Annotated in this window: 18 protein-coding genes; 4 read left to right on the top strand and 14 right to left on the bottom strand. The window is 68.8% G+C overall.

The window, feature by feature from the left end:
- Positions 1 to 55: 55 nt before the first annotated feature.
- Both AB4Z32_RS18470 and AB4Z32_RS18465 read left to right on the top strand, forming a co-directional pair.
- On the top strand, positions 56 to 2,614 hold the full coding sequence (locus AB4Z32_RS18470) for a prolyl oligopeptidase family serine peptidase (RefSeq protein WP_442123325.1): 2,559 nt from the start codon (positions 56 to 58) through the stop codon (positions 2,612 to 2,614).
- A gap of 114 nt (positions 2,615 to 2,728) precedes the next feature.
- Positions 2,729 to 4,045, top strand: coding sequence for an MFS transporter (locus tag AB4Z32_RS18465; RefSeq protein ID WP_442123324.1), 1,317 nt, complete (start codon positions 2,729 to 2,731; stop codon positions 4,043 to 4,045).
- Here the strand turns inward: AB4Z32_RS18465 and AB4Z32_RS18460 are convergent.
- From AB4Z32_RS18460 to mdcA, 10 genes are all read right to left on the bottom strand, one after another.
- Complete coding sequence (locus tag AB4Z32_RS18460) at positions 4,042 to 5,595, bottom strand: MFS transporter (RefSeq protein ID WP_442123323.1); 1,554 nt, start codon at positions 5,593 to 5,595, stop codon at positions 4,042 to 4,044. The genes AB4Z32_RS18465 and AB4Z32_RS18460 overlap by 4 nt on opposite strands.
- 64 nt (positions 5,596 to 5,659) lie before the next feature.
- Positions 5,660 to 6,589, bottom strand: a complete 930-nt coding sequence (mdcH, locus tag AB4Z32_RS18455; RefSeq protein WP_442123322.1) for a malonate decarboxylase subunit epsilon — start codon at positions 6,587 to 6,589, stop codon at positions 5,660 to 5,662.
- Positions 6,586 to 7,266 (bottom strand): malonate decarboxylase holo-ACP synthase, encoded by a 681-nt coding sequence (locus AB4Z32_RS18450; RefSeq protein WP_442123321.1) that lies wholly within the window; start codon positions 7,264 to 7,266, stop codon positions 6,586 to 6,588. Before AB4Z32_RS18450 ends, mdcH begins: the two co-directional genes overlap by 4 nt.
- A gap of 1 nt (position 7,267) precedes the next feature.
- Positions 7,268 to 8,032 carry a malonate transporter subunit MadM gene (gene madM, locus AB4Z32_RS18445; RefSeq protein ID WP_442123320.1) on the bottom strand — a complete coding sequence of 255 codons (765 nt, stop codon included), beginning with the start codon at positions 8,030 to 8,032 and terminating at the stop codon, positions 7,268 to 7,270.
- Positions 8,033 to 8,042: 10 nt separating this feature from the next.
- Positions 8,043 to 8,444: a malonate transporter subunit MadL gene (gene madL, locus AB4Z32_RS18440; protein WP_442123319.1), complete on the bottom strand. Its 402-nt coding sequence runs from the start codon at positions 8,442 to 8,444 to the stop codon at positions 8,043 to 8,045.
- An 85-nt stretch (positions 8,445 to 8,529) separates the two neighbouring features.
- A complete protein-coding gene (gene mdcE, locus AB4Z32_RS18435) occupies positions 8,530 to 9,351 on the bottom strand; it encodes a biotin-independent malonate decarboxylase subunit gamma (protein ID WP_442123318.1) in 822 nt (273 codons plus the stop codon).
- Positions 9,348 to 10,220 (bottom strand): biotin-independent malonate decarboxylase subunit beta, encoded by an 873-nt coding sequence (locus AB4Z32_RS18430; protein WP_442123317.1) that lies wholly within the window; start codon positions 10,218 to 10,220, stop codon positions 9,348 to 9,350. The genes mdcE and AB4Z32_RS18430 overlap by 4 nt, the downstream gene beginning before the upstream one ends.
- A complete protein-coding gene (locus tag AB4Z32_RS18425; RefSeq protein ID WP_442123316.1) occupies positions 10,217 to 10,528 on the bottom strand; it encodes a malonate decarboxylase subunit delta in 312 nt (103 codons plus the stop codon). The genes AB4Z32_RS18430 and AB4Z32_RS18425 overlap by 4 nt, the downstream gene beginning before the upstream one ends.
- Positions 10,529 to 10,531: 3 nt before the next feature.
- Complete coding sequence (locus tag AB4Z32_RS18420; protein ID WP_442123315.1) at positions 10,532 to 11,419, bottom strand: triphosphoribosyl-dephospho-CoA synthase; 888 nt, start codon at positions 11,417 to 11,419, stop codon at positions 10,532 to 10,534.
- A complete protein-coding gene (mdcA, locus tag AB4Z32_RS18415) occupies positions 11,419 to 13,080 on the bottom strand; it encodes a malonate decarboxylase subunit alpha (RefSeq protein WP_442123314.1) in 1,662 nt (553 codons plus the stop codon). Before mdcA ends, AB4Z32_RS18420 begins: the two co-directional genes overlap by 1 nt.
- A gap of 124 nt (positions 13,081 to 13,204) precedes the next feature.
- On the opposite strand from mdcA, the gene AB4Z32_RS18410 reads away from it, so the two are divergent.
- Entirely contained in the window at positions 13,205 to 14,128 is a 924-nt protein-coding gene (locus AB4Z32_RS18410) for a LysR family transcriptional regulator (RefSeq protein ID WP_442123313.1), read from the top strand.
- 25 nt (positions 14,129 to 14,153) lie between these two features.
- Here the strand turns inward: AB4Z32_RS18410 and AB4Z32_RS18405 are convergent, their stop codons facing one another.
- The gene (locus AB4Z32_RS18405; RefSeq protein ID WP_442123312.1) at positions 14,154 to 14,327 is read right to left on the bottom strand and encodes a hypothetical protein; all 174 of its coding nucleotides are present in this window, start codon (positions 14,325 to 14,327) and stop codon (positions 14,154 to 14,156) included.
- A 289-nt stretch (positions 14,328 to 14,616) separates the two neighbouring features.
- On the opposite strand from AB4Z32_RS18405, the gene AB4Z32_RS18400 reads away from it, so the two are divergent.
- The gene (locus tag AB4Z32_RS18400) at positions 14,617 to 16,233 is read left to right on the top strand and encodes a phytoene desaturase family protein (protein WP_442123311.1); all 1,617 of its coding nucleotides are present in this window, start codon (positions 14,617 to 14,619) and stop codon (positions 16,231 to 16,233) included.
- Positions 16,234 to 16,269: 36 nt separating this feature from the next.
- Here AB4Z32_RS18400 and AB4Z32_RS18395 read toward each other — a convergent pair whose 3' ends face one another.
- The 3 genes from AB4Z32_RS18395 to AB4Z32_RS18385 are packed head-to-tail and all read right to left on the bottom strand — an operon-like array spanning position 16,270 to position 18,914.
- Positions 16,270 to 17,133 (bottom strand): ABC transporter permease, encoded by an 864-nt coding sequence (locus AB4Z32_RS18395; protein WP_442123310.1) that lies wholly within the window; start codon positions 17,131 to 17,133, stop codon positions 16,270 to 16,272.
- A 12-nt stretch (positions 17,134 to 17,145) separates the two neighbouring features.
- Entirely contained in the window at positions 17,146 to 17,919 is a 774-nt protein-coding gene (locus AB4Z32_RS18390) for an ABC transporter ATP-binding protein (RefSeq protein WP_442123309.1), read from the bottom strand.
- Positions 17,919 to 18,914 carry an ABC transporter substrate-binding protein gene (locus AB4Z32_RS18385; RefSeq protein WP_442123308.1) on the bottom strand — a complete coding sequence of 332 codons (996 nt, stop codon included), beginning with the start codon at positions 18,912 to 18,914 and terminating at the stop codon, positions 17,919 to 17,921. Before AB4Z32_RS18385 ends, AB4Z32_RS18390 begins: the two co-directional genes overlap by 1 nt.
- Positions 18,915 to 18,937: the final 23 nt, after the last annotated feature.

The raw sequence follows: 18,937 nt of genomic DNA, 5'->3' as shown, positions 1-18,937 counted from the left end.
GCGCGGATGGCAAGCTTTTCCGTGTATCCATGAATTGATAAGACGGAGAAACCCCATGCAGGGAAAACACCTCGCGTACGCCCTCGTGAGCACGACGCTCGCGATCGGCATGACGACCGCCGCGATCGCCGCGCCGGCCAATACGGCCCAGTCGCCGGCCAGCGCGGCCGCCGCCAGCGCCTACAACCAGCCGCCGAAGGAAATCCTCGACGTCATGCGCGCGCCGCCGCCGCCGTCGCCCTCGCTCAGCCCGACGCGCGACAAGCTGATGCTGATCACGATGGAGGAATACCCGTCGATCGCCAAGGTGGGCACGCCCTTCCTGCGCCTGGCGGGCGTGCGCATCGAACCGGGCAACCACAGCCAGCACGACACCCCGGGCGGCTATGGCATCCCACCCTGCGTGAGCGCCATCGACCTGGTCCAGGTTGCCGACGGCAGGCAGACGAAGGTGAAGCTGCCGGCCGGCGCCTGCCCGCGCCGCCCGGTGTGGAGCGCGGACGGCCAGCGCTTCGCCTTCGAGAACATCACCAACGAAGCGGCTGAACTGTGGGTCGGCGACGCCAAAACCGGCGCCGTGCGCCGCCTGCCTGGCGTGCGCCTGAACCAGATGTTCGGCGACCAGATGCAGTGGATGCCCGACCAGAAGACCCTGCTGGTCAAGCTGGTGCCGGCCCGCAAGGCGCCGCCGCCGGAAGCGCCGGGCGCCGCCGGCCCCGGCATCCAGGAATCCATCGGTGCGACGGGCCAGAGCAGCACCTACGAAAACCGCGACACCCTGCGCAACCGCTACGACGAAGAGCTGTTCAACTACTACGGCACCTCCCAGCTGGCGCTGGTCGATGCCGCCAGCGGCAAGGTCACGCCGGTCGGCAAGCCCGGCATGTACGAGGAACTGGATGTGGCGCCGGACGGCCGCCACGCCGTCGTGGTCGAGATCCGCACCCCGTACTCCTATGTCACCACCTTCGACCGCTTCCCGAAACAGATCGATATCTGGGACCTGAGCCAGCGTACGGCCAACGGCGCCAACCCGGTGGTGCGCGAAATCGCCGCGCTGCCGCTGGCCGACCGCGTGCCGAACCGCGGCGTGCCGACCGGTCCGCGCAACTTCAGCTGGCGTCCGCTTGATCCCGCGACCCTGGTCTGGGCCGAAGCGCTGGACGGCGGCAATCCGAACGTCCAGGCGGCCGAGCGCGACAAGCTGATGATGCTGAAGGCGCCGTTCAATGGCGCGCCTAGCGAAATCACCCGCACCCAGCAGCGCTTCGGCGGCCTGGCCTGGAGCGAGCAGCCGGGCGTGGCCCTGCTGAGCGACTACGACGTCAACCGCAAATGGGTCCGCACCTGGCAGATCAATGTCGACGATGCGAACAACTCGCGCCGCCTGCTCTGGGATATGTCGAGCGACGAGAAGTACGCCGATCCGGGCCGCCCGGTGCGCCGGCAGCTGGCCAACGGCTTCCCGGTGATCCGCGTCGACGGCGACACCATCTTCCTGTCGGGCACGGGTTCGTCGCCGGACGGTGACCGTCCTTTCCTCGACAGGTTCAACCTGAAGACCCAGCAGGCCGAGCGCCTGTTCCGCAGCAGCAAAACCTCGTATGAGCAGTTCATCGGCTTTGCCGGCAACGACACCGGCCGCCTGCTGACCTGGTACCAGTCGGCCACCGAGACCCCGAACGCCTTCGTGCGTACCCTGGGCGCGAGCACCACGGCCGCCGCCGGCGAGCCAGGCTACGCCTCGTCGAGCGCGGCGCTGACCCATCTGCTCGACCCGACCCCGCAGGTCCGCGAGATCAAGAAGCGCCTGGTCAAGTACAAGCGCGCCGACGGCATCGAGCTGTCCTTCACCCTGTACACCCCGCCGGGCTACAAGGAAGGCACGCGCCTGCCGACCATCCTGAACGCCTATCCGCTCGACTACGCGGACGCGTCCAAGGCCGGCCAGACCACCGGCTCGCAAGCCACCTTCACCCGCCTGCGCCAGTACCGCCTGCTGCTGCTGTCGGGCTATGCCATCATCGACAGCGCCGCCTTCCCGATCGTCGGCGATCCGCGCAAGGCCTACGACACCTATACCGAGCAGCTGGTGGCGAACGCCAAGGCGGCCGTCGACGAAGCCGTGCGCCTGGGCGTGACCGATCCGGACCGCATCGGCGTGACCGGCCACAGCCACGGCGCCCTGATGACCGCCAACCTGCTGGCGCATTCGACCCTGTTCAAGGCCGGTGTGGCCACCAGCGGCTCCTATAACAAGTCGCTGACCCCCTTCGGCTTCCAGAACGAGCGCCGCTCGGTGTGGGAAGCGCCGGACGTCTACACCAAGGCCTCGACCTTCTATTACGCGGACAAGCTGAAGACCCCGCTGCTGCTGGTGCACGGCGCCGACGATGCCAACCCGGGCACCACGCCGCTGCAGTCGGTCAAGCTGTATGAAGCGATCCGCGGCAACGGCGGCGTGACCCGCCTGGTGATGCTGCCGCACGAGCCGCACTGGTACGCGGCGCGCGAGTCGAACGAACAGCTGGTGTACGAGATGCTGCGCTGGTTCGACAAGTACGTGAAGAATGCCGCACCGGCAGGCGCGGCGACGCAGACGGCCAGCCGCTGATCCGCTGAAGCTCCGCCACATTGAAAAGCCTGCTTCGGCAGGCTTTTTTTTCGCGCGGATATTTCTGGCAAACTAAGAGCTATCGCGCACCAGCGCACTTTGGGGAGTCAGCAGATGTCCACCATTCCCGCGACCCTGGAGCAGGGCATCCAGGCCGCCGGCGTCGGCCGGTTCCAGTACCGGCTGTTCGTCATCTTCGGCCTGGTCTGGATGGCCGACGCCATGCAGGTGCTGTCGATCGGCTTCAGCGCGCCATCGATTGCCCGGACCTTCGGCATCGCCATGCCGCGGGCGCTCGAGAGCGGGACCTTGTTCTTCATCGGCATGCTGGTCGGCGCCTTCGTCTTCGGCCGCCTGGCGGACCGGATCGGGCGCCGCCCGGTGCTGATGGGCGCGGTCATCATCGATGCCTGCTTCGGCGTGGCGTCGAGCTTCGCGCCCGATTTCGCCTGGTTGCTGGCGCTGCGCTTCCTGACCGGCATCGGCGTCGGCGGCACCCTGCCGGTGGACTACACGATGATGGCCGAATTCCTGCCCAGCGACCGGCGCGGCCGCTGGCTGGTGCTGCTCGAATCCTTCTGGGCGGTCGGCACCCTGCTGCTGGCGGTGCTGGCCCTGGTGGCGCTGCGCTGGGGCGTCGACGCCTGGCGCGTGATTTTCTTCGTCACCGGCATTCCGGCCCTGATCGGCGTCGTCCTGCGGCTCTACGTGCCGGAGTCGCCGATGTACCTGAACCGCAACGGCATGCCGGACAAGGCGCGCATGGTGCTGGAGCGGGTCGCCAGGGTGAATGGGCGAGAGGGCGCGATTCCAGCGCTGCATCCCGAACAGCCGGCGCCGACCTCGCTGCTGGCACTGTTTTCCGCCGGCCTGCGCCGCAGGAGCATCTGCCTGTTCCTTGCGTGGGCCCTGATCTCGATTGCGTATTACGGCGTGTTCGTTTACCTGCCGGTCCGTCTGAGCGGCCAGGGTTTCGGCTTCATGCGCGGCCAGGAGTTCCTGATCCTGCTGGCGCTGGTGCAGCTGCCCGGCTTTGCGCTGTCGGCCTACGGCGTCGAACGCTGGGGGCGCAAGCCCACCCTGGTCGGCTTCCTCTTGCTGAGCGCCGCCGGCTGCATGTTCTACAGCTTCGGCAGTTCCACGCTGGTGGTCGTCGGATCGACTTTGCTGATGAGTTTTGCGCTGCTGGGCACCTGGGGGGCGCTGTATGCCTTCACGCCGGAAGTGTATCCGACCGGCCTGCGCGCCAGCGCCATGGGCACGGCGGGCGCCCTGGCGCGCTTCGGCGGCCTGTTCGCGCCGGCCATCGTCGCGCCCGTGATGGCGACCCGATTCACGCTGTCGCTGGTCATGCTGGCGGCCTTCTTGGCGGCCGGCGCGGTCGCGGTGCTGTGCGTCGACGTCGAATCCCGCAAGCGCGCACTGGATTAAGGCCGCGGCTTTTTGCCGATCGTGAGCCCGGCGCCCAGCGACGACGCCAGCGCCAGCAGCGCGGACAGCGCCATGACCCGGCGGAAGCCGGCGACGAAGGATTCCGCGACGGCGCGCTCGACGGCTTGCCGCTCGCTCGGCGGTGTCGAGTCGGGCAGGCGGATCGCCGCCAGCTTGCCGCGCTGGGCCTGGACTTCCGCCCGCAGCGGGGCGGGCAGCGTCAGCTCGTTCAAGCGCTGCGCCAGGGCGCGGTCGAAGGACTGGCTCATCACGATGCCCAGCAGGGCGATCGCCAGCAGGCCGGCCGCGCGCGACACCGCGTTGTTGACGCCGGAGGCCAGGCCGGCGCGGCCCGCATCGAGGGTGTTCATGACCATGGTCGTCAGCGGCGCAACCGTGACCGTCATGCCAAAGCCCAGCACCAGCACGGCCGGAAACCAGGCGCTCCAGTAACTGCCGCCGATGCCGGGCAGGGCGAACAGGGCGAAGCCGGCGGCCGCAATCGCCGGTCCGGCCACCAGCGGACCGCGGGCGCCGAAGCGGTCGACCAGCCCGCCCGCCCAGCGCGACAGCGAGAACATCAGCAAAACGAAAGGCATCAGGGCGGCGCCGGCCGCGGTGGCCGAATAGCCCTGCACCTGGATCAGATTCAGCGGCAGGAAGAACATCAGGCCCCCCAGCGCCGCATACAGCAGCAGGGTCAGCAGGTTGGCACCGCTGAAATCGCGCGAACGGAACAGGGCCAGCGGCAGCATCGGCGCCGGATGCCACAGCTCGACGAGGACGAAGGCGGCAAAGGCCAGCGGCGCCAGCAGCAGGGCCGCGACCACGCTTGGCGCGCCCCAGCCGCGCGTGGACGACTCGATCAGGCCGAACACCAGGCAGCCGAGGGCCGCGCTGACGAGCAGGGCGCCGAGCCAGTCCGGGCGCCGCGGCGCATCTTGGCTGCGGCTTTCGGGCACATGCCGGAAGGTGAGGAAGAGGACGATCGCCACCAGCGGCAGATTGATCCAGAAGGCCAGGCGCCAGGACACGTGTTCGATCAGGAAGCCGCCCAGCACCGGGCCGAGGGCGGCCGTAATGGCGCTGTAGCCGGACCAGGTGCCGATGGCGCGGCCGCGTATGTTCTCCGGGAAGGAGGCGCTGATCAGCGCCAGGCTGCCCGGCACCAGCAACGCGCCGCCGACTCCCTGCAGCGCCCTGGCCCAGATCAGCTGCTGGATGCCGTTCACCAGCCCGCACACGGCGGAGGCCGCGCCGAAGACGACCACGCCAATGGCGAATACCCGGCGCCGCCCGTAGCGGTCGCCCAGGCTGCCGCCGAGCAGCAGGAGAGCGGTCAGCAGCAGGGTATAGGATTCGATCACCCACTGCGCCTGCGCCACCCCGGCGTTGAACTCCCTTTGCAGGGCGGGCAGGGCCACGTTGACGACGGTGCCGTCGATGAATACCATGCCGGAAGCCAGGATGCTGTTCGCCAGCACCCACACCCGCGCCGCCGGCGCGCAAGCCTGGCCGTCATCCTGCACAGCTTTCGAGTCGGCATCCATGTCCGAACTCTAGCACTTGGCGCGCGTCTTGGGCGCTCCTTGGCCGCCCCTGGACTTTCCGCTATCAGGCGTTTCCTGCCTGCCGCACGGCCGCGACCAGGCTGTCGAGCCGCGTTCCTTCGCAGCTGATCGCCACCCCGTCCGGGAACGCCGGCGCGGTCAGTTTGGTAAGCACCGAGCCGCTGGGCATTTCCACCGCCAGCCGCGCCCCGCGCTCCCAGGCGTGGCGCACCGTGTCCGCCCACAGGACCGGCCTTGCCATGTTGGCGGCCAGGTCGGCACCGATGCGGCGGCCGTCGAAGAGTGCGCGCGCGAGGCTGCTGCTGATCCAGGCGATGCGCGGACGTTCCAGCGCCACCTGGTCCATGGCGCAGGCAAGGGTGCGCGCCTGCTCGTCCAGCAGTTCGCAGTGCGAGGGCACCGGCACCGCCAGGCGTTCGGCGCGTTGGGCGCCCTGGCCGAGTGCGAGTGCGGCCACCGCATCGAGGGCGGCGCCGGCGCCGGCGATCACGACCTGGCGCGGCGCATTCAGGTTGGCCAGATAGACTTCGCTGCCGGGACCATGGACCCGGGCCACCAGCGGCTCGAGCTGCTGGCGGGTCAGGCCGCCGATTGCCGTCATGCCGTAGCCTGACGGGTAGGCGTCTTCCATCAGGCGCCCCCGCAGTTCGACCAGGCGGACCGCGTCGCTGAAAGCCAGGACCCCGGCCGTCACCGCCGCCGGCCAGGCGCCGATCGAGAGGCCGGCCACCATCTTCGGCGCCGCTTCGTGGGCCGCCAGTACCCGCGCCGTCGCGACGCCGGCCACCAGCAGGCCAAGCTGGACCGCCACCGTGGAGCGCAGCGCGTCTTCGCTGTCCAGCGCCAGTACGTCCCGCGACAGTGCGGCGGAGGCCTCGGCCAGCGTGCGCGCGGTTTCCGGATGATCCGGCAGCGTGTGCAGCATCCCGGGTTTTTGCGCGCCCTGGCCCGGGAAGGTGAACAGGACGCTCATGCCGCCTCGCTCGCCGCCGGCTGCGACTGCGGCTGCGGCTGCGGCTCCCAAGGGTTGTCGACCAGTTGCGGGCCGTGCTCGGTTTTCAGCATGGTCTTGCCGCCGCGCGCGTATTCCATCAGCGCGAAGCCGCCGACGCCGGTGTCGATCTGGATGTCGATGCGGCAGCCGTCGTAGTCATGCAGGGTGCATAATTCGGCCGTTAATGCAGGCGACAAGGGCTGCGGCGACCGCACCAGCAGATCCAGGTCGCTGGTGGGCCGCAGCACGGGCAGGCCGCTGGCCAGCCAGAAACCGGCGCCGCCGGCCGGACCCCAGTCCAGGTCCAGGTCCCGCAGGCGCGGCGCCAGCGCAAGCAGGGCGGCGATGCAGGGAAGGGCATCCGCGAAACCTTCGACGCGGCCCGGCGCCCGCAGCAGCTCATGGGCCAGCTGCCGCGGCGTGATCCTGCGTGCGATGTCGGCCAGGGCGATGTGGCCGGCGCAGCGCTCGTTGCGCTGCAAGCCGCGCGCGCCGACCGCCACACGCTCCGGCCCGGCCGCCGCGCGCCGCACCACCACCGGCGCCTGCTCCAGCCAGAGCGCGTCCAGCCAGCCGGGCCGGGTAGCGCAGGCGCAGGCATCGAAGGCGTCGGGATGGCGCAGGAACAGCAGGTCGTGCGGCCGCGGCATTTCCATCTCAGCCCACCAGAGAACGGGTCGCGAAGAACAGCAGCGAGGGTCCGAGCAGGCAACCGAGGCCGGTGTGGAAGGTCGCGACCAGGGCGCCGTAGGGAACCAGGGCGCGGTCGGTGGCCGCCAGGCCCGCCGAGACGCCGCTGACGGTGCCGGCCAGGCCGCCGAATACCATCGCCGAGCGCGGCGTGCGCAGGCGCAGGAAGCGCGCCGCCGCTGGCGTGCCGACCATCACCATGATCGATTTCACCAGACCGGTGGCGATGGACAGCGCCATGATGTCGGACGGTGCGCCGATCGCGGCGCCGGTCACCGGGCCGACGATGTAGGTGACGGCGCCGGCGCCGATGGTGGTGATGCTGACGGCGTCGCGGTAGCCGAAGCTCCAGGCCACGCAGGCGCCGACGATGAAGGGCAGCACGGTTCCCAGCAGCAGGGCGGCAACGCCGACCATGCCGGCCTTGCGCGCCTCGACCACCTGCACCTCGAAGGCAGTGGCGGTGATGGCGAAGTCGCGCAGCATGGCGCCGCCCATCAGGCCGACGCCGGCGAACAGCGAAACGTCGGCCAGGCCTTTCTGGCCGCCGGTCTGGATGCCGCCCCAGTAGGCCAGGATCAGGCCGATCAGGATTGCGATCGCCGAGCCGTGCACGCGGCCGAAGGTGAGGCGCTTCGACAGCTGCATGGAGACGATCATCACCACGCCGACCAGCGCGAAGGCCAGTACGAGTCCATTGTGTTTGACGGTTTTTTCGAGCAGTTCCAACATGATCGTCTCCTCAGGCGCGATGCGGCGCGGCGTGTGCCTTGGCTTCCGCCTCGGGCACGTTGCGTTCGGTACGGTTGATCAGCGAGACGAAGCAGGCGCACACCAGTACGCTGCCGAACGCCGCGAGCAGGGCCACCGGGCCGCCGCGCAGGGCCGCGACCACGTTCTGGGTGGCGGCCATCGCCACCACCACCGGGATATACATCGCGCCCCAGAAGCCCACGCCCATCTCGGTGGTCTGCGGCATCAGTCCGCGCTTGTGCAGCCAGAGCCGCGCGCAGATCAGCAGGATCATGGCGATGCCGACCCCGCCGACGTTGGTTTTGACGCCCAGCAGCGCCCCGAGCAGGTCGCCCAGGAAGATGCCGAGCAGGTGGCACACGGCCAGCAAAGCGGTTCCATAGATAATCATGTCTGTCTCCTGTACTTCGTCCAAGAAATGGGGCGGGCGCCGGATGTTGTTATTGGAGGCGTCCCGCGGGTTCACGCGGCGGTCGTCAGTCGGCGTCCTCCCATTGCGCTTGCAGGAGTTCGCGCACGCGGCGCGAAGCCTGGCGGTGCTGTCCGTTCAACCGGCCGGAGAGATCGCGTTCGCGGTCTTCCAGGATCTCGGCCAGCGCCGCTTCGAGTGCGGCCTGGACGAGGGCGATGTCGCGCTCTCCGGGCAGCGCCAGGTCGTTCAACCGCAGCACCTTCCACAAAATACCCAGCGAGGCGAAGCTCTGGATGTCGTAGGCCATCGGCGGCACGGTGGCGGCCAGCTTTTCCAGCGCCTCGACCGAGCGCAGGGTCACGCGCGCCGCCGAGGCCTTGCCCATTGCATGCACCATCACCGCCGGGTCGTCCAGCGCGATCAGGCGGTTGGCCTGGTAGCCGTGTGCCAGGAAGGCGCCCGACATCGCCAGACCGACGATCAGGCCGATGACCGGATGGCCGGCCTGGCGCGCCTGGGCATAGGCGCCGGCAGCGCCGGCCAGGGCCTGGTGGATGCCGAAGGCTTCTTCGCGCCGGCCATAGGCCTGGCTCGGCACGTCGATCACGGCGACGATAGGGCGTTTCACCGGGGCGTCGCGGTCCATGGCGACCACTTCCTGCACCGCGCTGGCCAGCTGCCAGCCTTCGACCAGGCCGACTTCGCCGTTGCGGGCGCGCGGGAAGCGGTTGTCCGGATCGGGGACCACGGCGATATAGCGGGCCGGCTGGCCGGCCAGCACGGCATCGCAGACCTGGACGGCGGCCCAGTCATGCGCGGTGCGGGCGCCGCCGGTGAGCAGGCGCAGCCACGTGTCGCCACGGGTGAGCTTCTGTTGTTCCATCATGCGTCTCCCTGGATCGGGTTGTAGATTGCGCGCACCTCTTCCGGCGTCGCCTGTTCGCGCGTGTCGACGCGCCGCAGGCAGGCCAGGTAGTGGTCGGCGCGTTCGCTGCGGTGCCGCGCCGGCACGCCCCGGGCGAACAGGCGCAGCACGGTGGCGCGGATTTCGTCGGTGTCATCCGCCACGCAGGCGTCGGCCAGGCCGCTGGCGACGCGCTGCTCGCCGCCGGTCAGGCCCCAGATCAGGCCGCGCTTCTTCGAATCGAACTCCGCGACGCCGGCTTCCTGCTCGATCACCTGCGGTCCGTTCAGGCCGAGCCTCGCTTCCCGTGTCAGCACCAGCCAGGAGCACAGGCCGGCGGCGATCGACATGCCGCCATAGCAGCCCACCGTGCCCGCGCTGACGCCGATCACCGGCTGGTAGCGGCGCAGGTCGACGATGGCGGACTGGATCTCGGCGATGCTGGCCAGGCCCAGGTTGGCTTCCTGCAGGCGCACGCCGCCGGTCTCGAACAGGATCACGGCGCGGGTCGGGATGCCGCGCCGGTTGTCGCGCGCCGCCAGTTCCAGCGCGCCCGCGATCTTGGCGCCGGCGATCTCGCCCATGCTGCCGCCCTGGTAGGCGCCTTCGATGGCCAGCACCACGGTCGGGTGGCCATCCAGCTTGCCCTTGGCGACCACCACGCCGTCGTCGGCCTGGGTCACCAGCTTCTGCATCGCCAGCCAGGGCGAGTGCAGGCGATCGAAGGGGCCTGCCAGCTCGCGCATGCTGCCTGGATCCAGCAGCGCCTGGGCGCGGCTGCGGGCGCCGCGCTCGATGAAGCTGTCGCGCTTCAGCAGGCGGTCGATATTCGGGTCGATGTCGGTGCTCATGGCGTATTTCCTCCTTGCGTCACCTCTTCGAAGGCCTGCTCGATGCGCATCCGCACCACGCCCGGCGTGGCGCCGTTGTCGTTGATCTCGATGCGTGCGGCCGGCAGGCTGCCCGGACCGAGCACGCGTTCCAGCAGCGCCTTCCAGGTGCCGCCGTAGCCGTCCACCGACGTCTGCACCGCCACCGTGGTGCGGCCGGCGTCTCCGGGTTCCAGCAGGACCTCGAGGTCGCCCGAGGCCACGACCCCGGCCACCGTGCGTCCGGCAAGCGGCTGGCCGGCGCCGAATTCGAATTGAAGTCTTTCCATGATCTACGCGTCTCCTTGCGACTGTTCTGTTTCGATGCGGTCGAGCAGCAGCGCCGCCGCCAGCWGGTCGGCGGCGCCGCCCGGCGACACATGCAGCAGGCGCATGCGCGTCTCCAGGGCGCGCAGGGCCTTGCGGCCGTTCGGCGTGCCGATGCCGCCCAGCGCCAGCACGCGTCGCGCGCCGGCCTGGGTGGCGTCCAGGGCCTTGCGGCCGCCGCGCGCCAGCAGGCAGGTGTCGTCCAGCCGGGCCATCACGGCCAGCAGGGCGTTCACGCGCGCCTGGGCTTCGCTGTCGCCGCGTGCGCGCGACAGCTGCAGCATCGGCAGCGCCTGCCGCACCACGGACGGGAAGCCGGCTCTCGCCTGGCCGCGCGCGCCGCCGACGCCGTGTTCGCGGCAGGCCAGCTCGCCCTTGTTGCCGGTGTCGGCCGGCGCGTCCGGATCGACGATGCGGGCCAGCAGGCCGGCGCCGCCGGCGATCGCCGCGGCGTCCGGCTTGCCCTGGTGGCGCGCGGCTGCGGTGACCAGCAGGCCCAGTGCCCAGATCGCGCCGCGGTGGGTATTCACGCCGCCGGTGGCCGCCATCATCAGGTCTTCCGCTTCGCGGCCAATGGCGCCGATCTCGCGGCGCAGCGCCGTCGCGTCCGGGATCGCCGCACCTGCTTGCGCCATCCGCAAGAAGGCCGGCCGCAGGGCATTAGCCGAGCGGCACATCAGCAGCCAGGTGAGGTCGCTGTGGGCGCCGCTGCCGCGCATGTCCACCAGGCCGGGTTTCGGGGTCAGCATGGCTTCGTCGACCAGGGCGTCGACGGCCAGCGCGGCCAAGCGCTTGGCCAAGCCGTCCGCCAGACCGGTTGCGCCATGCTGCCGCAATGGATTAAGCGCCGTCATTACCAGCTCCTGAACTTGGCCGGCGGATCGTAAAGGCCGCCGGACCAGTCGACCAGCTCGGCGATGCTCTTGGCCGCCAGCAGCGAGCGGGTGGCCTGGCTGCGCTGCACTTTCAAGTCCTCAGGCAGGGCGATCAGGCCCTGCTCGCGCATGCGGGCGGTCTGCTTCGGATCGTGGCGCAGGCCGATCGGCGTGACGCCGGCCACCGCCGCCAGCATCGCCTTGCGCTCTTCCAGCGAGCGCGCCTTGTACAGGTAGGCGATGCCTTCCTCGGTCAGCACGTGGGTGACGTCGTCGCCGTAGATCATCACCGGCGCCAGCGGCATGCCGCAGTCCTTGCCGACCTCCACCGCATCCAGCGACTCGACGATGGTCGGCGCGCTGCCGTCCTGGAAGGTCTCGACCATCTGCACGACCAGTTTCTTGCCGCGCGCGAGGGGATCGTCGGTTTCGACGAGGTCGAGCCAGGCCGGGGTCGCGTGGCGGCGGCCGTGCGGGTCGTGGCCCATGTTCGGCGCGCCGCCGAAGCCGGTCAGGCGGCCGTGGGTGACGGTCGAGGAGTTGCCGAGACCGTCCATCTGCAGGGTCGAGCCGATGAACAGGTCGACCGCGTACTGGCCGGCCAGCTGGCAGAAGGCGCGGTTCGAGCGCATCGAGCCGTCGCGGCCGGTAAAGAAGATGTCGGGCCGGGCCGCCGTGTAGGCTTCCATGCCGAGTTCCGCGCCGAAGCAGTGCACGCTCTCGACCCAGCCGGATTCGATGGCCGGGATCAGGGTCGGATGCGGGTTCAAGGTCCAGTTGCGGCAGATCTTGCCCTTCAGGCCGAGCTGCTCGCCATAGGTCGGCAGCAGCAGTTCGATCGCCGCCGTGTTGAAGCCGATCCCGTGGTTCAGCGACTGCACCTGGTGGCGCTCGTAGACCCCGCGGATCGCCATCATCGCCATCAGGATGTGCACCGGCTTGATCAGGCGCGGGTCGCGCGTGAACAGCGGTTCGATGTAGAAGGGCTTGTCCGACTGGACCACGAAGTCGATCCAGGAACCGGGGATGTCGACCCGCGGCAGGTCCTTGGGATCGTCGACGATCTCGTTCACCTGGGCGATCACGATGCCGTCGCGGAAGGCGGCCGCTTCGACCAGCGCCGGCGTGTCCTCGGTGCTGGGGCCGGTGTACAGGTTGCCGGCGCGGTCGGCCTTGTAGCCGGCCACCATCACGACGTTCGGCGCCAGGTCGACGTAAAGACGGGCGTATAGCTCGACGTAGGTGTGCAGGGCGCCCACCTGCAGCGTGCCCTCCTGCAGGAATTGCGAGATGCGCAGGCTCTGCGGACCGGCAAAGGCGAAATCGAGCTTGCTGGCGATGCCGCGCTCGAACAGGTCGAGGTGTTCCGGCAGGCTCACGCTCGGCATGATCATGTGCAGCCTGCTGACCCGGTCGGGGTCGACCTGTACCAGGCTGCGCGCCAGGAAATCGGCCTGTTTCTGGTTATTTCCTTCGAGGACCACGCGGTCGCCGCTGACGACCAGCTGTTCCAGCGCCTCCACCAGGCGGCTGCTCTGCAGCACCGGGCCGTCGGCCAGGTGGGCCACCCTGGCCATCCGGCGCTGCTTTTCCTGGCGCCGCGTGTCCCACTGCCGCGGCTGAGGGGCTATGCTTCCCATGGTGTCTCCTTGCATTCGAATTTGAGAGTCTGGTCCCAGCATAGGGAGGCCGGGCTGGCGTTTCAATCAACATGCATAACGAACGTTTACTCTCAGGTTAACGATTTGCGCTAAGCTTGCAGCCATGATCGACGACGAAATCACCCTCAAGAAGCTCGAGGTCTTCCTGGCCTTCATGCGCCTGCACAGCTTAGCCAAGGTGGCGGAAGCGCTGGGCCAGAGCACGGTCAGCGTGCACCGCGCCCTGCATTCGCTCGAGGAGGGCCTGCACTGCCCGCTGTTCGGCCGCGAAGGCCGCAACCTGGTGCCGCTGCCGGCCGCCTTCGTCTTCGCCCGTCACGCCCAGCGCGCGGTCGAGGAAACCGAGGAGGGCATCCGCAGGGCGCGGGAATTGGCCGGGGTGGCCGGCAGCCGGATGAAGATCGGTTCGCTGTATTCGCTGACCCTGCGCTGCGTGCCGCAATTGCTGATGGGCCTGAAGATGCGCCGTCCGGACTTGCAGATCGACCTGACCCTGGGCTCGAACCAGGAACTGCTGCGCAGCCTGACGGAAGGGAAGCTGGACGCCATCGTGATCGGCCTGCAGGCCCCGGTCGAGGATCCGCAGCTGCTGGCGGTGCCGCTGTTCGACGACGAGGTCCACCTGGCGGCGCCACGCGAGTCGCCCTACGCCGGCCGCGACTACGTCGACCTGCGCGAGCTGCGCGGCGAAAAATTCATCACCCTGGGCGGCGGTTTCGTCACCTCGGACAGCTTCGACCACGCCTTCCAGCAAGCCGGCTACGTGCCCGAGACCATCATGCGGGTCGGCGACATCTTCTCGCTGATTAACCTGGTCGGCGGCGGCATGGGCTACAGCCTGCTGCCCGGCCGCGTGGCCGGCTTCAGCAGCCGCATCGACCTGATCCCGCTGGACGCCCGGTACGGCTCGCGCCAGACCATCACCTTGCTGCTGTCGCGTTCGCGCGAGCGCGACCCCAACCTGCTGGCGCTGGCGGCCGAATGCCGGATGTACGGGACGCGCAGGGACGATCTGCCGCCCGGCTGAGCGGCGCGCTGCCGCTGCGCCGTGATCAGAATTCGACCAGGAACAGCCCGATCGACAGGAACATGGCCACCGCCACGCCGATGCGCTTGCGTATGCGGCGCCGGCGCGCCAGCAGGTCGTTCAGGGAGCGGTATCCCAGTGGCCGCCGCATCGACGGCATGCGCTCGCCGATATGTCGCATCTTACGAAAACTCTTCATGTGCTTACCTCCATCCGGTCCCGCAGGACGATAGTCGACAGCCGCCCTACGGATCGGGCGGCACGAAACGTTGTTTGTCTGGAGCTCGGCAAGCGGCGCAACAGGCCCTTGCCGAGCTTAATGAAGCCGGGCGAGGTGACGCGGCGTCTGGAAGGACAGGCCGCTCGAAAAGGAAAATGCGTGACTGAAGGTCATGTTGGCCGGGTAGGTGGTTTGCCATCTGCTGAGCAGCCTGTATATTAGCCCACATTGCCGGATTTTCAAGACCCCGCGTGCCACGGAGGCGAGAATGCGCGATGCGATCGTAGTCGGAGGCGGCCACAATGGCCTGGTGTGCGCCTTTTACCTGGCGCGCGCCGGGCTGAAGGTGACGGTGCTGGAGCAGCGCGGCGTGGTCGGCGGCGCGGCGGTGACCGAGGAATTCCATCCGGGTTTCCGCAACTCGGTCGCGTCCTACACCGTCTCCCTGCTGAACCCGAAGGTGATCCGCGAGATGGACCTGGGCGGCCACGGCCTGCGCGTGGTCGAACGCCCGCTCTCGAATTTCCTGCCGCTGGACGAGTCGCGCTACCTGAAGGTCGGCGCCGGCAGGACGGCGGCCGAGGTGGCGAAATTCTCGCCGCGCGACGCCGAACGCCTCGACGACTATGCGCGGCACCTCGACGCCGCCGCCGACCTGCTGCGCGAACTGGTGCTGCAGACGCCGCCCAACCGGGTGCAGGGCGGCTGGCTGGACGCGCTGCCGGAACTGCTCAAGGCGGGACGGCTCGGCAACCGGGTGCGCAAGCTGCCGCTGTCCACCCAGCGCGAACTGCTCGACCTGTTCACCAAATCGGCCGGCGACGTGCTGGACGGCTGGTTCGAGAGCGCGCCGATCAAGGCGGCCTACGGCTTCGACAGCGTGGTCGGCAATTACGCCAGTCCCTACACGCCGGGATCCGCCTACGTGCTGCTGCACCACGTGTTCGGTGAAGTGAACGGCAAGAAGGGCGCCTGGGGCCATGCGATCGGCGGCATGGGCGCCATCACCCTGGCGATGGCGAAGTCGGCGCAGGCGCGCGGCGTCGAGATCCGCACCGGCTGCGCCGTACGCGAAATCCTGCTGGACCAGGGCCGCGCCACCGGCGTCGTCACCGCCGCCGGCGAGCGCCTCGATGCGCGCGTGGTCGTGTCGAACCTGAACCCGCGCCTGCTCTACACCCGGCTGGTCGACCCCGCCGCGCTGCCGGACGATTTTTTGCGGCGCATGCAGGCCTGGCGCTGCGGCTCCGGCACCTTCCGCATGAACGTGGCGCTGTCCGAGCTGCCCGATTTCAGCTGCCTGCCGGGCCGGCAGATGGCGGAACACCACGCCAGCGGCATCGTCATCGCGCCGACGCTGCACTACATGGAGCGTGCCTACCACGACGCCCGCGCCCTCGGCTGGGCGCGCGAACCCATCGTCGAAATGCTGATCCCGTCGACCCTCGACACGACCCTGGCGCCGCCCGGCCAGCATGTGGCCAGCCTGTTCTGCCAGCACGTGGCGCCCCAGCTGCCCGACGGCGCCAGCTGGGACCAGCACCGCGAGCAGGTGGCCGACCTGATGATCGCCACCGTCGACCGCTACGCGCCCAACTTCAGGCGCTCGGTGCTGGGCCGCCAGATCATGAGCCCCCTCGACCTCGAACGCACCTTCGGCCTGGTGGGCGGCGACATCTTCCACGGCGCGCTGGGGCTCGACCAGCTGTTCGCGGCGCGGCCGATGCTGGGCCATGCGGACTACCGCGGGCCGGTGAAGGGGCTCTACACCTGCGGCGCCGGGACGCATCCGGGCGGCGGCGTCACGGGGGCGCCGGGGCACAACGCGGCGCGCGAGGTGTTGCGGGACCTGGCGCGCCGGGCCCGGCGCCGCGCCGGCCACTGAGCTCGCGCAGCAGGCTGGCCGCCTGGACCAGGGCCGCTACATTCCCATCTCGACGAACTGCGGCGGTTTCCACTTCAGCAGCCTGTTTTCGACGGCCGTCAGCAGGTACTCGGCCGCCAGCGCCACTACCGCCAGGACGATCATGGCCGCGAAGACGCCGGCGGCGTTGAACGTGCCCTGCGCCGTCGAGATCAGCAGGCCGATGCCATGGCGCGCGCCGAGGAATTCGCCGACCACGGCGCCGACCAGTGCGAAGCCGAAGCTGACATGCAGGCTGGCCAGGATCCAGCTCAGCGCCGAGGGAAGAACCACCGAGCTGGTCACCTGGCGCGCGCTGGCGCCGAGGATGTAGGCGTTGGCGATCATGTTGCGGTCCGCTTCGCGTACGCCCTGGAAAGCGTTCCCGAACACCACGAAGAACACCATCACGACGGCCAGCGCCACCTTCGAGCCCATGCCCAGGCCGAACATGATGATGAAGATCGAGCCCAGCACCACGCGCGGTATCGCGTTGGCGACCTTGATGTAGATGCTGAAGACGTCGGCCGCCAGCTTGTTGCGGCCCAGGGCAATGCCGCAGACGATGCCCAGCACGCTGCCGATCAGGAATCCGAGCACGGTTTCCTCCATCGTCACCAGGAGTTCGTGCCACAGCGGGCCCTGCGCCGTCCCTTCGGTGAACCAGGCCAGCAACTGCTCGTAGATCGCACTCGGCTGCGAAAAGAAGAAGGGGTCGAGCCAGCCGATCCGGACGCTGGCTTCCCAGGCCGCGATTGTCGCCACTGCCAGGCCGCCCCGCAGCCCGATCACCAGGCGCCTGTAATTCCGTGCGCGCCGCAGGGCATGGCGCTCTTCGGTGCCCGGCGGGGCGGAAGTCATGCTAGTTGTTGTCGTGTTCATGATGTGCTTCGGTTAGATGCTGACTTCGGCCTTCAGATCGGCCCAGATCTGGCGGGACAGCGCGACGAACTCGGGGGTGTAACGCGCTTCCGCCGCGCGCGGACGCGGCAAGGGAATCTCGTACACGCTCTTGACGGAACCTGGCCCCCTGGTGAGCACCACCACCCGATCGGCGAGGGTGATCGCCTCGTCGATGTCGTGGGTGACGAAGACGACCGAGGCCTTGCGTTCCGACCACAGGCCGAGCAGCTCTTCCTGCATCATCGCGCGCGTCTGTACGTCCAGCGCCGAGAACGGTTCGTCCATCAGCAGGATGGCCGGTTCGTTGATGAAGGTCTGCGCCAGGGCTACACGCTTGCGCATGCCGCCCGACAGCTGGTGCGGATAATGGTGCTCGAATCCTTCCAGGCCGACCCGGCGCACCCAATCGGCCGCCTTGGCACGCGCGGCGCCGGGGTCGAGGCCGCGGAAGATCGGGCCGCACGCCACGTTCTCGAGCACGCTCTTCCAGGGGAAGACCGCATCGGCCTGGAACACGAAGCCGATGCGCGGATCGATGCCGGTGACGGGCTTGCCGAACACCTTCACCGAACCGGACGACGGCGGATTGAGCCCGGTGATCATGCCCAGCGTGGTCGACTTGCCGCAGCCGGTCGGGCCGACGATGGCGCAGAACTCGCCTTCCTTCACGTCCAGGCTGAAGTCGCGCAGCGCCTGCGTGACCTTGCCCTGCGGGCTGACGAATCTGCGTCCGACATTATTCAGTTCGATGACGGGAGTGCTCATTACCTGGCTGCTTTCACGAATTCCGTCGTATAGGTCGCCGCCAGGTTGATCGATTTGCCTTCGACCGCCTTGTCGAAGCTGGACAGCACCTTCAGGACGGTGGGGGGACCGTCGGCCGGCATCACGCCGTCCGCGGTAAACATCTGCTTGCCGCTTTCGAGCGCCTCGATGTAGAGCTGCTTGTTGCCCGCATAGTATTCGGGCGGCAGCTTGTCGGCGATCTCCTTCGCGCTGTGGGTGTTGATGTAGCGGAGCGTCTTGACGAAGGCGGCCGCGATTTTCCGCACCTGCTCCTTGTGGCTGTTGACCCAGGACGTCTGCATGTACAGCGAAGCGGCCGGATACGGACCGCCCAACGCTGCCGTGGTGCTCTTCAGGCTGCGCAGGTCGACCAGAACGCTGGCCGCATTGGTCGAGACCAGGCGCGCGATGGTCGGTTCGGTGGTCATGCCTGCATCGATCTTGCCTTGCGCCATGGCGGCAATGAAGGTCGAGCCGGCGCCGACCGGCAGCGTGGTGAATTCGCTGTACTTCACGCCGGCGCGCGAAGCCAGGTACTGGGTCAGGAAGTTGGTGGACGAACCGAGGCCGGTCACGCCCAGGGTCTTGCCCTTGAAGTCGGCCGGCGACTTGATGCGGTCCGCCGCCGCCTTCGACACCAGGATCACTTCGCCCGGTGCCTGGCTGAACTGCACCACCGATTCCACCATCTTGCCGCGCGCCTGCAGGTCGATCGTGTGGTCGTAGAAGCCGACCACGCCCTGGGCCGCACCGGACAGCATTTCGGTCTCGGCGTTGACGCCGGCCGGTTCGCTCAGCAGCTCGATGTCGAGTCCGGTTTCCTTCAGGTAGCCAAGCTGCTCGGCCAGCTTGGCCGGCAGGTAGATCTGCTTTTCCATGCCGCCCACCATGATGGTGATCTTGTCGGCGGCGGCTGCCTGCCCGGCCAGCAGTGCCAACGCGACGGCAGCCAGGGTCTTGTACGGAACGTTCATGAAGTCTCCTTGTTTATTGTTGT

The organism is Massilia sp. 2TAF26, assembly GCF_052115005.1.
Lineage (GTDB): Bacteria > Pseudomonadota > Gammaproteobacteria > Burkholderiales > Burkholderiaceae_D > Telluria.
Note: the sequence above shows the minus strand (reverse complement) of the source record. Positions and strands in the feature narration are given on the sequence as shown.

Bases quoted from the DNA above. Each gene is read 5' to 3' on its own strand.
- AB4Z32_RS18470 (WP_442123325.1), top strand. From the start codon at position 56: ATGCAGGGAAAACACCTCGCGTACGCCCTCGTGAGCACGACGCTCGCG.
- AB4Z32_RS18430 (WP_442123317.1), bottom strand. From the start codon at position 10,220: ATGAGCACCGACATCGACCCGAATATCGACCGCCTGCTGAAGCGCGAC.
- AB4Z32_RS18390 (WP_442123309.1), bottom strand. From the start codon at position 17,919: ATGAGCACTCCCGTCATCGAACTGAATAATGTCGGACGCAGATTCGTC.
- AB4Z32_RS18460 (WP_442123323.1), bottom strand. From the start codon at position 5,595: ATGGATGCCGACTCGAAAGCTGTGCAGGATGACGGCCAGGCTTGCGCG.
- AB4Z32_RS18385 (WP_442123308.1), bottom strand. From the start codon at position 18,914: ATGAACGTTCCGTACAAGACCCTGGCTGCCGTCGCGTTGGCACTGCTG.
- AB4Z32_RS18405 (WP_442123312.1), bottom strand. From the start codon at position 14,327: ATGAAGAGTTTTCGTAAGATGCGACATATCGGCGAGCGCATGCCGTCG.
- AB4Z32_RS18450 (WP_442123321.1), bottom strand. From the start codon at position 7,266: ATGGAAATGCCGCGGCCGCACGACCTGCTGTTCCTGCGCCATCCCGAC.
- AB4Z32_RS18465 (WP_442123324.1), top strand. From the start codon at position 2,729: ATGTCCACCATTCCCGCGACCCTGGAGCAGGGCATCCAGGCCGCCGGC.
- mdcH (WP_442123322.1), bottom strand. From the start codon at position 6,589: ATGAGCGTCCTGTTCACCTTCCCGGGCCAGGGCGCGCAAAAACCCGGG.
- AB4Z32_RS18395 (WP_442123310.1), bottom strand. From the start codon at position 17,133: ATGAACACGACAACAACTAGCATGACTTCCGCCCCGCCGGGCACCGAA.
- mdcE (WP_442123318.1), bottom strand. From the start codon at position 9,351: ATGATGGAACAACAGAAGCTCACCCGTGGCGACACGTGGCTGCGCCTG.
- AB4Z32_RS18400 (WP_442123311.1), top strand. From the start codon at position 14,617: ATGCGCGATGCGATCGTAGTCGGAGGCGGCCACAATGGCCTGGTGTGC.
- AB4Z32_RS18410 (WP_442123313.1), top strand. From the start codon at position 13,205: ATGATCGACGACGAAATCACCCTCAAGAAGCTCGAGGTCTTCCTGGCC.
- madL (WP_442123319.1), bottom strand. From the start codon at position 8,444: ATGATTATCTATGGAACCGCTTTGCTGGCCGTGTGCCACCTGCTCGGC.
- madM (WP_442123320.1), bottom strand. From the start codon at position 8,032: ATGTTGGAACTGCTCGAAAAAACCGTCAAACACAATGGACTCGTACTG.
- AB4Z32_RS18425 (WP_442123316.1), bottom strand. From the start codon at position 10,528: ATGGAAAGACTTCAATTCGAATTCGGCGCCGGCCAGCCGCTTGCCGGA.
- mdcA (WP_442123314.1), bottom strand. From the start codon at position 13,080: ATGGGAAGCATAGCCCCTCAGCCGCGGCAGTGGGACACGCGGCGCCAG.